We start from the raw sequence: 15,205 nt of genomic DNA, 5'->3' as shown, positions 1-15,205 counted from the left end.
TCTGGATCGTGACGCTACGACACGATCCGCCGGCGTGCAAGGGGCTTCCACGTCCCGTTCTATGCTGCGGTGGCAGCTCGACGAACGGAAAGGGGATTGCCGTGACGATCGAACGACCCGGCCGCTCCGGTCGCCCAGGCGGTGCTCCCGTGCGGATCACCGACGTGGCGGCGCTCGCCGGGGTGTCGATCGGCACCGCGTCGAAGGCCCTCAACGACACCGGGCAGCTCCGCGAGGAGACCCGTGCCCGCGTCCGCGACGCCGCGGCCAAGCTCGGGTTCGTCGGCGACGCCCGCGGTCGGGCGCTGTCGTCCGGTCGCTCGTACACGGTCGGCATGATCACGACGGACTCCTTCGGCCGCTTCTCGATCCCCGTGCTGCTCGGCGCCGAGGACGTGCTCTCCGCGGGGCGGATGGCCGTCCTGCTCTGCGACACCCGAGACGACCACGTCCGCGAGGAGCACTACCTGCGCTCCCTCGCCTCCCGCGGCGTCGACGGCATCATCGTCACCGGGCGGTCCGCCGACCCGCGCCCACCGATCGACGTGTCCATCCCCGTCGTCTACGCCTTCACCCCGTCCACCGACCCCGACGACGTCTCGGTCACGCTCGACGACGAGCACGGTGCCGGGCTCGTCGCGTCCCACCTGCTGACGCTCGGGCGCCGGCGCGTGGCGATCGCCACCGGGCCCGCGTGGCACCGCTCCGCCTCGCGTCGTGTCACCGGGGCGTCCGAGGCGCTCGGCACTGCGCTCGTGTCGCCGCCGCTGTACGGGGAGTGGTCGGAGCGCTGGGGGCGGCAGGCCGTCGACGTGCTCGCGCGGGGGACCGTCGACGTCGACGCGGTCGTCTGCGGGTCGGACCAGATCGCGCGGGGCGTGTGCGACCGGCTGCGCGAGCTCGGACGCTCCGTGCCCGAGGACGTCGCCGTCACCGGCTTCGACGACTGGGACGTGATGGCCCTCGCGAGCCGCCCGCCGCTGACCACCGTCGACCTGCGGCTCGAGGAGCTCGGTCGGGTCGCGGGCCAGGCGCTGCTCGACCTGATCGAGGGCTCGTCTGCCGCGTCGGCCGTGGTGACCCCGTCGCTCGTCATCCGCGGCAGCACGATCGGCGCCTGACGCGCCTGCCCCGGGCGTGGGGTCCGCGCCCCCGGCCCCGGGCGTGGGGGCCGCGCGCGCCCCCTGCACCTGGCGGTGAGATCGCACTTCGTGTCGGCTCCGCCGCAGTCGAGGCGACACCAAGTGCGATCTCGCCGAGGTCCGGGCGGGCGCGACCGGTCAGGACTCCCCCCGCTCACGTCCGCCGAGGGGCCATGAGGCGTCGGCCGGAGCGCCGGCGAGCGACGACGAGCGACCGGTCGACGGCCCGCGCACGGGGTGTCGCGACCGGTCGAGCCCCAACACGCGGCCGCGTTGCGAGAGTGAGCGCTCACGTGCCAGGATGTGAGCGCTCACGCATCGCAGCGTGCACGGACGACGATGTCTCGGGAGGACAGCATGGGCGACGACCGCCGACAGCGCATCGAGGACGGTCGCGCGACCCTCGGGATCGAGCTCGGATCGACCCGCATCAAGGCCGTGCTCATCGACGAGGACCACGTCCCCCTCGCCAGCGGCGACCACGAGTGGGAGAACGCCTTCGTCGACGGCCGCTGGACCTACTCGCTCGAGGACGTCGAGACCGGCCTCCGCGCCGCGTACGCCGCCCTCGTCGCCGACGTCGAGTCGCAGTACGGCGTCCGCCCCACAACCTTCCGCGCGCTCGGCGTCTCCGCGATGATGCACGGCTACCTGGCGTTCGACGCCGCGGGGGAGCTGCTCGTGCCGTTCCGCACGTGGCGCAACACCTCCACCGGCCCCGCTGCCGAGGCACTCAGCGAGCGCCTCGGGTTCAACATCCCGCTGCGCTGGTCCGTCGCGCACCTGTACCAGGCCGTCCTCGACGAGGAGCCCCACGTCGCCGAGGTCGCCCGGGTCACCACCCTCGCCGGGTACGTCCACCACCGCCTGACCGGGCAGGACGTCCTCGGGGTCGGTGACGCGAGCGGGATGTTCCCGATCGACCCGGCGACCCGCGACTACGACCTCGCGATGCTCGCAACGGCGGACGAGCTGATCGGCGCAGGCGCAGGCACAGGCGCAGGCACGCACACCGGCATCCGCGCCCTGTTCCCCGAGGTGCTCGTCGCCGGGCAGGACGCCGGCGCGCTCACGGCCGAGGGTGCCGCGTGGCTCGACCCGACCGGCGCCCTCGAGCCCGGCGTCCCGCTCTGCCCGCCCGAGGGCGACGCCGGCACCGGCATGGTGGCGACGAACGCCGTCGCTCCCCGCACCGGCAACGTCAGCGTCGGCACGAGCATCTTCGCGATGGTCGTCCTCGAGCGCGCGATGGCCCAGGCGCACGAGGAGCTCGACGTCGTCACCACGCCCGCCGGTGACGCCGTGGCGATGGTGCACTGCAACAACGGCGCGAGCGAGATCGCCGCGTGGGCCCGGGTGTTCGGACGCTTCGCCGAGGCCGCCGGCACCCCGCTCGACATCGACCACGTGTACGCGACGCTCCTCGCCGAGGCCGAGCAGGCCGACCCCGACGCCGGCGGGCTACTCTCCTACAACTACCTGGCGGGCGAGCCCGTCACGCACGTCGAGGCCGGCCGTCCGCTCCTGGTCCGCGGGGCCGGCAGCGCGTTCACCCTCGGCAACCTCGTCCGCGCCGAGGTCCAGGGCGCCTTCGCGACACTGGCGATCGGCATGGACGTGCTGGCGGAGGAGGACGTCCGGGTCGACCGGATGACCGCGCACGGCGGGCTCTTCCGGACGCCCGGCGCCCCGCAGCGCCTGCTCGCCGCCGCGCTCCGCGTGCCCGTCGCGCTCGAGGAGACCGCTGGCGAAGGTGGTGCCTGGGGCATCGCCGTGCTGGCCGCGTACCTCGAGCACGCCGGCGACACCGACCTGACGACCCACCTGGCGGAGCGCGTGTTCGGCGGGGACGCCGTGCACGTGGCCGACCCCGACGAGCACGACGTCGCCGGGTTCCGCACCTACCTCGAGCGCTTCCGCGCCGGTCTGCCCCTGCAGGCAGCAGCGGTCGCCGCCACCACCAGCGACGCCGCCACAGGCGAGCTCGACGCCACCACAGACGAACCCGAGACGACGGCCGGAGCCGAGCCGAGCCTCCAGACCGAGAAGGAGCCGACCCGATGACGGACGCGACCCACCACGACCAGACCACCCAGGAGGCCGTGGCCGCGACGCGTGCTCGCGTCGCCTCCCTGCACGGCGAGCTGGTCCGCTACGGCCTGGTCATCTGGACCGGCGGCAACGTCTCCGAGCGCGTGCCCGGCACCGACCTCTTCGTGATCAAGCCGAGCGGGGTGTCCAGCGACGACCTGACGCCCGAGAACCAGGTCGTCTGCACGCTCGACGGCGTCCCCGCGGAGGGCTGGGGCAACGCGCACGGCCCCTCGAGCGACACCGCGGCGCACGCCTACGTGTACCGGAACATGCCCGAGGTCGGCGGCGTCGTGCACACCCACTCCACCTACGCGACCGCGTGGGCTGCCCGCGCCGAGGCCATCCCGTGCGTGATCACCGCGATGGCGGACGAGTTCGGCGGCCCGATCCCGGTCGGCCCGTTCGCGATCATCGGCGACGACTCGATCGGCCACGGCATCGTCGACACCCTCTCCGGACACCGCTCCCGTGCCGTCCTGATGCAGAACCACGGCGTCTTCACGATCGGCAAGGACGCGAAGGACGCCGTCAAGGCCGCCGTGATGGCCGAGGACGTGGCGCGCACGGTCCACATCGCGAAGCAGGGCGGCGAGGTCGTCCCGATCGCGGAAGCAGACATCGATCGACTCTTCGATCGCTACCAGAACGTCTACGGACAGAACCCCGAAGGAGCCATGCGATGACGCAGGACAACGTCGACCCCCAGGCCACACTCGACGGCTACGAGGTCTGGTTCCTCACCGGCTCGCAGGGCCTGTACGGCGAGGAGACCCTCCGCCAGGTCGAGGAGCAGAGCCGCGCCGTCCACGAGACGCTCGCCGGTGCACTGCCGGTGAAGCTCGTGTGGAAGCCCGTGCTCAAGGACGCCGACGGCATCCGCCGGGCGCTCATCGAGGCCAGCGCCGACGACAAGGTGATCGGTGTCACCGCCTGGATGCACACCTTCAGCCCCGCGAAGATGTGGATCGGCGGCCTGAATGCCCTGACCAAGCCGCTGCTGCACCTGCACACGCAGGCGAACGTGGCGCTGCCGTGGTCGGAGATCGACTTCGACTTCATGAACCTGAACCAGGCCGCCCACGGCGACCGTGAGTTCGGCTACGCCCTGGCCCGCATGGGCGTCCGGCACGCGACCGCCATCGGCCACGTGTCCGACGAGCGCGTCCAGCAGCGCGTGTCGAACTGGGTGCGCGCGGCAGCCGGTGCCGCCGCGATCCGCGAGCTCAAGCTCACCCGCTTCGGTGACAACATGCGCTACGTCGCCGTCACCGAGGGCGACAAGACCGAGGCCGAGATCTCGCTCGGCGTGCAGGTCAACACCTGGGCGGTCAACGAGCTGGCCGCAGCGGTCGACGCGGCGGAAGCCGACACGGCGGCGGTGGACGCGCTCGTCGCGTCCTACGAGTCGGCGTACGACGTCGACCCGTCGCTGCGCGGCGACGGTGACCGCCACGGCGCACTCCGCGACGGCGCCGCGATCGAGCTCGGCCTCCGTGCGCTCCTGCAGCAGAACGGCTCCGCCGCGTTCACCACGAACTTCGAGGACCTCGGCACGCTCAAGCAGCTCCCCGGCCTGGCCGTGCAGCGCCTGATGGCCGACGGCTACGGCTTCGGCGCCGAGGGCGACTGGAAGACCGCCGTGCTGGTCCGCGCGATGAACGTCGCCGGCGCCGGGCTCCCCGGTGGCGCGTCGCTCATGGAGGACTACACGTACGACCTCACCCCGGGTGCGGAGAAGATCCTCGGCGCCCACATGCTCGAGGTCTCCCCGACGCTGACCTCGACGCGTCCGACGCTCGAGATCCACCCGCTCGGCATCGGCGGCAAGGACGACCCGGTGCGCCTGGTCTTCACCGCCGACTCCGGCGAGGCGGTCGTGGTCGCGCTCTCCGACACCCGCGACGGCTTCCGCCTCACCGCGAACGTCGTCGACGTGGTCCCGCCGACCGAGGCCCTGCCGAAGCTGCCCGTCGGCCGTGCCGTCTGGGAGCCGCGCCCGTCGTTCCCCGTCGCCGCCGAGGCCTGGCTCACCGCCGGGGCCGCGCACCACACCGTCATGACGACGGCCGTCGGCCTGCAGGTGGTCGAGGACCTCGCGACGATGCTCGGGACCGAGTTCCTGGTCATCGACGAGCACACCACCTCGCGCGGCTTCCGCGACGAGGTGCGCGGGCAGCAGACCTGGCACCGTCTCGACCGCGGCTTCTGAGGAGCCGTACGATGACCGACGTGACCACGGAGCAGCGGACCAACTGGGCCGGCAACGTCACCTACCGGGCGTCGGCGCTGCTGCGCCCGACCTCGGTGGGTGAGGTCCAGGACCTCGTCACGTCGACACCGCGGCTGACGGCGCTCGGGTCGACGCACTCGTTCAACGAGGTCGCCGACACCGACGCCGTCCAGCTCACGCTGACGGAGATGCCGCCGTCGCTGGAGATCGACACGGCCCGCCGGACGGTCCGGGTCGCCGCCGGCATGACGCACGCGCAGGTCGCGGCCGGCCTGGAGGCTCGTGGCTGGGCACTCGGGAACCTCGCGTCCCTGCCGCACATCTCCACGGCCGGGGCCGTCGCCACGGGCACGCACGGCTCCGGTGTGCGGAACCCCTCGCTGGCGCAGGCGGTGGTCGGGTTGGACGTGGTGCGTGCCTCGGGCGAGCTCGAGCACGTGTCGGCTGCTTCCGGGTCCGGGTCCGGGTCCGGGTCCGGGGCGTCCGGGTTCCTTGATGCCCATCGTGTGGCGCTCGGGGCGCTCGGCGTCGTCACGGCGCTGGAGCTCGCGATCGAGCCGACGTTCGAGGTCGCCACGACCGTGCACCTCGACCTGCCGTGGGACGCGGTCGAGGAGCACTTCGACGCGGTGATGGCCGACGCCTACTCGGTGTCGATGTTCACGGCGTTCGACGACCGCGGCGCACGCCAGGTCTGGACGAAGCACCGCGTGGACGAGCCCGCGCCGAGCGTCGACCTCGTCGCGCTCGGCGCCCGCCGTGCGACCGAGGCCGTGCACCCGGGCGAGAACGACGCCGCCAGCGTCACCGAACAGGGCGGCGTGCCCGGGCCCTGGTCCGAGCGCCTGCCGCACTTCCGCTCGACGTTCTCGCCGTCCACCGGCGCGGAGATCCAGGCCGAGTACCTCATCCCAGCAGCGTCCGCGGTCCCGGCGCTCCGGGCACTGCGTCCGCTCGCCGACCTGTTCGCCCCGCTGCTCATCGCCGCCGAGGTCCGGACCGTCGCGGCCGACACCGCCTGGCTCGCGCCCTCCACCGGTCGGCAGTCGGTCGGGCTGCACTTCACCTTCCGACGGGACGCCTCCGCCGTGGCAGCGGCGGTGTTCCGGATCGAGGAGGTGCTCGCACCGTTCGACCCGCGGCCGCACTGGGGGAAGGTCTCCGCGGCCTCGCCCGCTCGACTGCACGAGGCCTACCCGCAGCTGGCGGCGTTCGCGGACCTGGCGCGGTCGCTCGACCCGGCGGGGCGCTTCCGGAACGGGTTCCTCGAGCGCACCCTGGGTTGACGAGGAGTGCTCCGCGCCACGCCTGGGCCGGCGCTCGTCGTCCGGTGACATCGAGGACCTCCTGGTCCCGCCGCCGGTGGACACGAGGAGCAGTCGGCCAGGGGTGTGGAGCCGAGCGGGCTCGGCTCCACTTCTTCCCGAGCGGTGACTCGGGGAAGTGTGGGTTCCCCTGGCTTTTCCACTCGGAGAGCGAACCGAAGCCCTGAACTGTTGTCGCAGTTCCGGGCTTCACTCGTTCGCCCTGGGGCAGCGGTCCGGCGGTCGCGCTGCTCCACTCGTCAGCCTACCGATACTGGAGTATCAGGGAGGTGTTGGTGCTTCTCCCAGGGGATCGGGATGGGTTCTGCGGGCGCTGCACTGCTCCGGTGCTGAGTGCTCACATGTGAGGACGCAAAGGTCGGGTCATGGCGAACCTCTCTCGGATCATCGGCATGGCCTCGAAGGTCATCGACAAGCAGCTGCAGCAGCGTGGGCAGGGGGAGCGGACCGGCGGGCAACAGCCGGGCGGGCAGCAGCCCAGCGGCACGGACTGGCGCAGCGTCGTGCGGAGCGCAGCGGACAGGCTCACGGGGGACGACCGCACCGGCCAGCAGCGCCCGCCGCAGCAGCACGGACAGCGGCACTCGCAGCAGCAGCACGGCCAGCCGCCCCAGCAGCACGGGCGGCCGCGCGGTACCGGCCCTACCGATCACGACAAGGTCGCGCTCGCGAAGTACGACTACCTCCTGCGCACGTCGTCGCCGGAGCAGCTCGAGCAGGTCCACGACGACGCCTTCGCCCGACTCACGCCCGAGCAGCGCCAGCAGGTCCTGCAGCGCATGAACGCCGAGCTGCCGCCGCACGAGCGCGTCGCCGACGACTCCGCGGGTCCGATGGCCCGTGCCATGACCCGCGGTGAGGACGGGCGCCCCGGACTCATCCGTCGGGTCCTCGGCGGCGGGAACGGCCCCGGCTCGGGCAACCGTGGCCGCATGGGCGCGATGGCCGGCGGCGCAGCAGTCGGCGCCGGGGCGATGGCGCTCGGCGGGATCGCCGTCGCGGTCGCCGGGGGAGCGGTCGTCAGCGCCGCCGCGGCCCCGGTCCTCGCGGGGGCCGCGGACCTGGGCGTGGACTTCGAGGGCATCGCGTCGGGCATCGGGGACTTCGGGCTCGCCGACCTCGGTGGTGACGTCGAGGGCTTCGCGGCCGAGGGGGAGCAGTTCCTCGGCGGTGTGGGCGAGCACGTGTCCGGCTTCGGCGAGCAGGCGTCCGGACTCGGCGAACAGGCGTCGGACCTCGGCAACGACTTCCTCGGCGGGCTCTTCGACCGCTGACCCGCGCCGGCGCGCGGCGCGCCACGGAACGGACACGGCACCGTGCATCTGCACGGTGCCGTGTCCGTTCAGCGATGTGGCAGCGGGATCGATCAGACGGCGATGCGGCCGCCGTCGACGGGCAGGACGGCACCGTGCACGAAGGACGCCGCGTCCGTGGCGAGGAAGACGATCGCCTGTGCGACCTCCTCCGCCGTCCCCGGTCGGCCCGCGGGGCCCGCTGCCGCGAGCTGGTCGAGTGCCTCGCCCATCGCAGCGGTGCCCTCGGTTCGGGTCGGGCCGGGGCTGACGGCGTTGACGCGGACCCCGGCCGGACCGAACTCCGCGGCCCACGACTTCGTCAGCAGCACGAGTGCGGCCTTCGTGGAGCCGTAGAGCCCCATGCCGGCAGCACCGAACTCGGCCACCATCGTGGTGACGTTGACGATCGCTCCGCCGCCTCGCGCGGCCATGGCGGGAGCGAGGGTCGCGACGAGGAAGTACGGCGCCTTGACGTTGATGGCGAAGACCTCGTCGAAGCCTGCCGAGGTCGTGTCCGCCGTGGTACCGAAGGGGAAGATGCCGGCGCTGTTGACGAGCACGTCGACCGTGCCGCCGCCGATGCGCAGCGCCTCGGCGGCGAGGTGCGCCGTGCTCGACTCGTCGCGGAGGTCTGCCTCGACGAACTCCGCCCGGCCGCCGGATGCACGGATCGACCGGACGACCTCCTCGCCGCGGGTGGAGTCCCTGCCCGAGACGACGACGTGCAGGCCCTGTGCGGCGAGGAGTTCGGCGGTTGCGCGTCCGATGCCGCTGGTGGCCCCGGTGACGAGAGCGGTCGTGGTCGTGGTCATGGTCATGGTGTGTTCCTGACTGAACAGATCGGTTTGGCTTGCGGTGTTGGTAACTGTACAGATCAGTGCAGTAAAGTCAAACCATGTCCACACCGCCGGAACCCCGTACCCGTCGACGCCCGGCCTACGAGCGCGCTGTCGCCACCGCTGACCGGTTGTTCTACGAACAGGGCATCCATGCCGTCGGGGTGGACCAGGTCGCAGCTGAGGCCGACATCTCGAAGGCGAGCCTCTACACGCACTTCCGGACGAAGGACGACCTGGTGCTCGGGTACCTCCGCGGGCGCAGCAGGTCGTGGCAGGAGCACGTCGCCGTCGAGCTCCCCGCTCGCGGCGGCACGGCGACCGAGCGGGTCCTCGCTGTCTTCGACCTGCTCGGTGAGTGGTTCGACGAGCCCGGGTACCGCGGCTGCCCCTTCATCAACGTCGAGGCGGAGTACGGCGCAGGCCACCCGACCCACGAGGTGACCCTGGAGCACCGCGACTGGGTCCGCGACCTCTTCACGGCACTGCTGGTGGAGGCCGGGGCAGCGGACGCCGAGTCGACCGCGCTCGAGCTCTGCCTGCTGTACGACGGTGCCATGGCGAGCGCCCAGGCGGATGCGTCGCGGCCCTGGGCAGCCGCGGCCCGACGTGCGGCGGGACGACTCCTCGAACCGCGCTGAGACGCGCCCGCTCGCGTTCGCCCGTGGACGGATCGAGAACGACCGGTCCACCCCGCTCCGTGGATTGTTGCGTCGTGCGTCATCGCCTGTCTCCGTGCGCATGGGCGCGGTGTCAGGATGGACGCCGCCCGGCCTGGATCGGCCGCGAGCCCCACAGCACCGACCTCTCGAGGAGCACCACGTCATGAGACGCTCGAACCGACTGACCATCACCGCGGCCGTCGCCGCAGCCGCAGCCCTGGTCCTCACCGGTTGCTCGGGCGGTGGTGCCTCCGACGACGCGTCCTCCGGCACGAACAAGGGCGGGACGCTGAACGTCCTCACCACGGCAACGTCGGTGCACCTCGACCCCGCCACCAGCCAGGGCCTCGGCATCACGTCGCTCGGCCTGGTGCTCCGTCGTCTGACGGCCTGGGACGTCGAGCCGGGGAAGACCGCGAAGGTGGTCCCGGACCTCGCGACGAACACCGGCGACTCGAGCGACGGCGGAAAGACCTGGACGTACCACCTCAAGAAGGGGCTCACGTTCCAGGACGGCTCCGCCATCACCACGAAGGACATCAAGTGGGGCATCGAGCGCTCGTTCGCGCCGACCCTGCCCGGCGGCCTGAGCTACCACAAGTCGCTGCTGGTCGGTGGCGACACGTACCGGGGGCCGTTCGACGGCACGACCCTCGACAGCATCGAGACGCCGGACGACTCCACGATCGTGTTCAAGCTCACCGCGGCCTACGGCGACTGGCCGTGGATCGTCTCGATGCCCGCGTTCTCCCCGGTCCCCGAGGGCGACGGCACGGACACCGGCGCGTACGACGCCAAGCCCGTCGCGAGCGGCCCGTACCAGGTGCAGGCCAACCAGCAGGGGTCGCAGATCACCCTGGTCCGGAACAAGGAGTGGAGCGCGAAGACCGACTCGGTCCGCACAGCCGGCCCGTCGAAGGTCGTGTTCAAGGAGTCGCAGGACCCCTCCACCGTCACGCAGACGCTGATCGCCGACAACGGCGACGCGAAGAACTCGTTCGGTGCCACGTTCCTGGGTGCGGCCGAGCTGAACCAGGTGCGCGCCAACCCGTCCGCGCAGGACCGTCTCGCGACGTCGAAGGCCGGTCCGCTCCAGTACCTGGCGATCAACACCCAGCGTGGCGCCCTCAAGGACCTCCAGGTGCGCAAGGCCCTGCAGTACGCGGTCGACCGCAAGTCCTACCGGATCGCCTCGGGTGGTGCCCTCGCCGGCAGCTACGCCTCGACGCTCATCACGCCCGGCATCGCCGGCCGGAAGAGCTACGACCTGTACCAGCCGGGTGCGACCGGTGACGTGGCGAAGGCGAAGCAGCTGCTCGAGAAGGCCGGCGCGACCGACCTGAAGCTCACGCTCGCGACACAGAACGACCCCGCCAACCTCGCCGAGGCGCAGGCGATCCAGGCCGGGCTCAAGCGTGCGGGCATCGCCGTGACCCTCAAGCCGCTCGACATCGACTCGTTCTACACGGCGACGACGGACGGCACCGACTTCGACCTGGCGCTGTTCAGCTGGCAGCCCGACTTCCCGAGCGCGAACGCCAACATCCAGCCGCTCTTCGCGTCGTCGGAGATCGGTGGCGGCCGCTACAACGTCTCGAAGTACAGCAACCCGGAGGTCGACGCGCTCATCGCCGAGGCGACCGGCACCATCGACCAGCAGGACGCCCGGAAGCTCTGGGCCGAGGCGGACCGGAAGATCATGGCCGACGCGCCCATCGTCCCGTTGACCTACGCCAAGCAGTCGTTCCTGGCCGGGTCGAACGTGCAGGACTTCCGCATCGCGGACTTCCCGGCGTACCCGAACTACCTCAAGGTCTCGCTCGCCCAGTGAGCGACCCCATCCTGCAGGTCGAGGGGCTCCGTGTCGCGTTCGGCGACGCGGAGCCCGTCGTGCGTGACGTCTCCTTCGCGCTGACGCCCGGCCGCGTGCTCGCCCTGGTCGGCGAGTCCGGCTCGGGGAAGTCCGTCAGCGCGATGAGCGTGCTCGGACTCCTGCCACCCCAGGCCCGGGTCTCGGGCAGTGCCCGGTTCCGCGGCGAGGAGCTCGTCGGCGCGCCCGTCGAGTCCCTGCGCGCGGTCCGTGGCGCGGGCATCGGCGTGGTCTTCCAGGAGCCGATGAACTCGTTCACCCCCGTCCTGTCGATCGGCACGCAGATCGCCGAGGCGGTCCGCGCCCACCCGAGTGGCCTCGACCGTGCCGGGGTGTCCGCCCGCATCGACGAGCTGCTGCGATCCGCGGGCCTCGACGACCCGGCACACATCCGAGGGGCGTACCCGCACGAGCTCTCCGGCGGCCAGCTGCAGCGCGCGATGATCGCGATGGCGCTCGCCGGTGACCCCGTCGCGCTCATCGCCGACGAACCGACGACTGCCCTCGACGTCACCGTGCAGGCGGGCATCCTCGACCTGCTGCGACACCTCTGCCACGAGCGCGACCTCGCGGTCCTGCTCATCACGCACGACATGGGTGTGGTCGCGGACGTCGCCGACGAGGTCCTCGTCATGCGGCGTGGCGAGCCGGTCGAACACGGCCCGGTCGCCGACCTCTTCGCCGCCCCGCAGGCCGCGTACACGCGAGCCCTGCTCGCCGCCGTCCCCGCCCTGGGCCCACTCGCGCCGGTACCGCCGCGCAGCGGAGCCTGCGGAGCTGCGGGGCGGCCGAGCGCGTGGGGAGAGGCCCGTCCGGCGTCCGCCCCGCCCGCCCAGCCCGCAACGGGGCCGGCCGAGTCTCGCCCCACCGGACAGGATGTGGGCCGCGCAGGCCGCGATCTGTCCGCCGGGCCGAGACTCGCCGACGCGAGCGGCGGGGCGGGGCCGAGACTCGGCGACGCGAGCGGCGGGGCGGAGACGAGCCGCGCCTCCCGGCCGGTGGTGGCGCGACTGCGCGACGTGAGCGTGCGGTACGACCGGCGCGGCGCGCCGACCGTCTCAGGCATCGACCTGGAGCTGCGGGCCGGCGAGACGCTCGGCCTCGTGGGGGAGTCGGGGTCCGGCAAGTCGACGGTGGGGCGCGCGCTCGCCGGCCTCGTGCCGGTCGTGGCCGGCAGCGTCGAGGTGGACGGCAGCGACCTCCGGACGGCGCGCGGACGACGGCTGCGCGAGGTCCGCAGTCGTGTCGGCATCGTCTTCCAGGACCCGGCATCGTCCCTGAACCCGCGCCAGACCATCGGGTGGAGCATCGCCGAACCGCTGCTGGTCCACGGTTCCACGCCCGCCGACCGGAGCACGCGCGTGCGCGACCTGCTCGACGCGGTGCAGCTCGACCCGACCTGGGCAGAGCGGTTCCCGCACGAGCTGTCCGGCGGGCAGCGACAGCGTGTGGCGGTCGCTCGGGCCCTCGCGCTGCGGCCGGCGCTCGTCGTCGCCGACGAACCGACCTCTGCGCTCGACGTGACGGTGCAGGCAGCCGTGCTCGACCTGCTCTCCGCGCTGCAGGACGACTTCGGGTTCGGCATGCTGCTCATCAGCCACGACCTCGCGGTGGTGCGGCAGCTCGCGGACGAGGTCGTCGTGCTCCACGACGGCCGCGTCGTCGAACGTGGCCGCACCGAGACCGTGCTCGACGACCCGCAGGAGGACTACACGCGCATGCTGCTCGCCGCCGCCCCCGTGGCCGATCCGGCTCGCCAGGCCGCTCGCCGTGCCGCCTGGCGTCGTCTCGTGGAGGTGGGACCGTGACCGCGAACGTCGTCGAGCGGCCCGTCGCCGCCTCCGGCCGGTCGACCGGGTTCCGCGCGGTCGTCCGACGCGTCCGGCAGGACCGCTGGGCCGTCACGAGCGCGGTCGTCATCGCGGTCTTCCTGCTCGTCGCCGTCCTCGCCCCCGTGATCGCCGGGATCAGCGGGCAGGACCCGTACAGCTACCACATCGGGGCGCTCAACTCCTTCGGGGCGCCGCGGGGAGCGCTCGGCGGGGTCAGCGGCACGCACTGGTTCGGCGTCGAACCGCTGACGGGGCGCGACCTGTTCGCCATCGTCACGTACGGCGCGCGGACCTCGCTCGGGATCGGCCTGGCGGCGACCGCGATGTCGATCGTCATCGGTGTGCTCGTCGGCGTCACGACGGGGTTCTTCGGCGGCTGGTACGACCGCGTGCTGAGCCGGATCGTCGACGTGATGTTCGGGTTCCCGTCGCTCGTGTTCATGATCGCGCTCACCGCCATCGTGCCGACGTCGTTCCCGAAGCCGCTGCTCGTCGTGCTGGTCATCGGGTTCTTCGGGTGGCCGGCCGTCGCGCGGGTCATCCGCGGACAGACGCTGTCCCTGCGGTCGCGGAACTACGTCGTGGCCTCGACCGCGCTCGGCGCCGGGCGGTGGCACGTCATCCGGACGCAGCTGCTGCCGAACCTCGCCGCGACGATCACCGTCTACGCGACGATCTCGATCCCGTCGATGATCGGTGCCGAGGCCGCGCTGTCGTTCCTCGCCGTGGGTGTCACCCCGCCGACGCCGTCGTGGGGTCGCAGCATCGGCGACGCGATCGGCTGGGTGCAGACCGACCCGATGTACCTGCTGTTCCCCGGCATCGCCCTGTTCCTCGTGACCCTGGCGTTCAACGTGCTCGGCGACGCCCTGCGCGACGCCCTCGATCCGCGCGGAGGCACCCGGTGACCGCGTTCCGCTTCGTCCTGTTCCGCGTGCTCGGCGCCGTGGTCGTGCTGCTCGTCGTCGCCGCGGTGACCTACGCACTGTTCATGCTGCTGCCGACGAACCCCGCGCGCGCCATCTGCGACAAGCCCTGCACCCCGGACCGACTGCGCGAGGTGCAGGCGTTCCTCGGCACGGACAAGCCGTGGATCGCCCAGTTCGGCGCGTACCTCGGCGGGATCGTCACCGGTCGGACGTTCGGCACCGGCGCCTCGGTCATCCACTGCGCGGCACCGTGCTTCGGGTACTCGTTCCAGCTGCACGACAGCGTCACCTCGCTCATCCTGACGCGGCTGCCGGTCACGGCCTCGATCGCCGTCGGTGCCGCCCTGCTGTGGCTCGTCGCCGGTGTCGCCGGGGGAGCGGCCTCGGCACTGCGCCGGGGGTCCCTGCTCGACCGCACCGTGATGGGCATCGCCGTCGCCGGGGTCTCCGCGCCGTCGTACCTGGTCGGGTTGCTCGCGATCCTGCTGTTCGGGTTCGTGCTCGGGGTGCTGCCGACCAGCGGGTACGTGCCCTTCACCGAGGACCCGGTCGGCTGGTTCACGCACCTGGTGCTGCCGTGGTGCGTGCTCGCGTTCATCAGTGCCGCGATCTACGCCCGCCTGACCCGGGGCGAGATGCTCGAGTCGATGTCGCAGGACTTCGTCCGGACGGCTCGCGCCAAGGGCCTCCGCGAGCGCCAGGTCGTCGTGCGGCACGGGCTGCGGACGGCGATCCTGCCCGTGGTGACCCTGTTCGGGCTCGACCTCGGGTCGCTGCTCGGCGGGGCGGTCATCACCGAGAAGGTGTTCTCGATGCAGGGCCTCGGGGCGCTGCTCATCGACGCGGTGCACACGCTCGACCTGCAGGTGGTCGTCGGCTTCACGCTGTTCTCGGCGTTCCTGGTGGTCACCGCGAACGTGGTCGTCGACGTGGTCTACAGCGTGGTCGATCCCCGTGTGCGGCGGCGGGGGTAGACGGGCCGTCGCGTCG

Annotated in this window: 12 protein-coding genes; 11 read left to right on the top strand and 1 reads right to left on the bottom strand. The window is 72.3% G+C overall.

The genetic code is table 11. The annotated features are described in order from the left end of the window. The first annotated feature begins 101 nt into the window (after nt 1-101). The 6 genes from OVA28_RS17625 (at nt 102) to OVA28_RS17600 (ending at nt 8,065) form a co-directional block, all read left to right on the top strand. Nucleotides 102-1,121, top strand: a complete 1,020-nt coding sequence (locus OVA28_RS17625; RefSeq protein ID WP_268097898.1) for a LacI family DNA-binding transcriptional regulator — start codon at nt 102-104, stop codon at nt 1,119-1,121. A 378-nt stretch (nt 1,122-1,499) separates the two neighbouring features. After that, the gene (locus tag OVA28_RS17620) at nt 1,500-3,206 is read left to right on the top strand and encodes a xylulokinase (protein ID WP_268097897.1); all 1,707 of its coding nucleotides are present in this window, start codon (nt 1,500-1,502) and stop codon (nt 3,204-3,206) included. Next, entirely contained in the window at nt 3,203-3,919 is a 717-nt protein-coding gene (locus OVA28_RS17615) for an L-ribulose-5-phosphate 4-epimerase (RefSeq protein WP_268097896.1), read from the top strand. The genes OVA28_RS17620 and OVA28_RS17615 overlap by 4 nt, the downstream gene beginning before the upstream one ends. After that, the gene (gene araA / locus OVA28_RS17610) at nt 3,916-5,445 is read left to right on the top strand and encodes an L-arabinose isomerase (RefSeq protein ID WP_194661732.1); all 1,530 of its coding nucleotides are present in this window, start codon (nt 3,916-3,918) and stop codon (nt 5,443-5,445) included. Before OVA28_RS17615 ends, araA begins: the two co-directional genes overlap by 4 nt. Nucleotides 5,446-5,456: 11 nt before the next feature. After that, entirely contained in the window at nt 5,457-6,752 is a 1,296-nt protein-coding gene (locus tag OVA28_RS17605) for an FAD-binding protein (RefSeq protein WP_268097895.1), read from the top strand. A 404-nt stretch (nt 6,753-7,156) separates the two neighbouring features. Then, entirely contained in the window at nt 7,157-8,065 is a 909-nt protein-coding gene (locus OVA28_RS17600) for a cation-transporting ATPase (protein ID WP_268097894.1), read from the top strand. A 92-nt stretch (nt 8,066-8,157) separates the two neighbouring features. On the opposite strand, the gene OVA28_RS17595 is transcribed toward OVA28_RS17600, so the two are convergent. Next, nucleotides 8,158-8,904 carry an SDR family NAD(P)-dependent oxidoreductase gene (locus OVA28_RS17595; protein WP_268097893.1) on the bottom strand — a complete coding sequence of 249 codons (747 nt, stop codon included), beginning with the start codon at nt 8,902-8,904 and terminating at the stop codon, nt 8,158-8,160. Nucleotides 8,905-8,981: 77 nt separating this feature from the next. Between OVA28_RS17595 and OVA28_RS17590 the strand changes: the two genes are divergently transcribed. The 5 genes from OVA28_RS17590 (at nt 8,982) to OVA28_RS17570 (ending at nt 15,189) form a co-directional block, all read left to right on the top strand. Next, on the top strand, nt 8,982-9,563 hold the full coding sequence (locus OVA28_RS17590) for a TetR/AcrR family transcriptional regulator (protein ID WP_268097892.1): 582 nt from the start codon (nt 8,982-8,984) through the stop codon (nt 9,561-9,563). Between the two features lie 184 nt (nt 9,564-9,747). Next, nucleotides 9,748-11,415, top strand: a complete 1,668-nt coding sequence (locus OVA28_RS17585; protein ID WP_268097891.1) for an ABC transporter substrate-binding protein — start codon at nt 9,748-9,750, stop codon at nt 11,413-11,415. Then, the gene (locus tag OVA28_RS17580; protein ID WP_268097890.1) at nt 11,412-13,262 is read left to right on the top strand and encodes a dipeptide ABC transporter ATP-binding protein; all 1,851 of its coding nucleotides are present in this window, start codon (nt 11,412-11,414) and stop codon (nt 13,260-13,262) included. The genes OVA28_RS17585 and OVA28_RS17580 overlap by 4 nt, the downstream gene beginning before the upstream one ends. Further along, the gene (locus OVA28_RS17575) at nt 13,259-14,194 is read left to right on the top strand and encodes an ABC transporter permease (RefSeq protein ID WP_268097889.1); all 936 of its coding nucleotides are present in this window, start codon (nt 13,259-13,261) and stop codon (nt 14,192-14,194) included. The genes OVA28_RS17580 and OVA28_RS17575 overlap by 4 nt, the downstream gene beginning before the upstream one ends. Next, complete coding sequence (locus OVA28_RS17570) at nt 14,191-15,189, top strand: ABC transporter permease (RefSeq protein ID WP_194661739.1); 999 nt, start codon at nt 14,191-14,193, stop codon at nt 15,187-15,189. The genes OVA28_RS17575 and OVA28_RS17570 overlap by 4 nt, the downstream gene beginning before the upstream one ends. Nucleotides 15,190-15,205: the final 16 nt, after the last annotated feature.

The organism is Curtobacterium sp. SL109 (genome assembly GCF_026672405.1).
Taxonomy (GTDB): Bacteria; Actinomycetota; Actinomycetes; order Actinomycetales; family Microbacteriaceae; genus Curtobacterium.
Note: the sequence above shows the minus strand (reverse complement) of the source record. Positions and strands in the feature narration are given on the sequence as shown.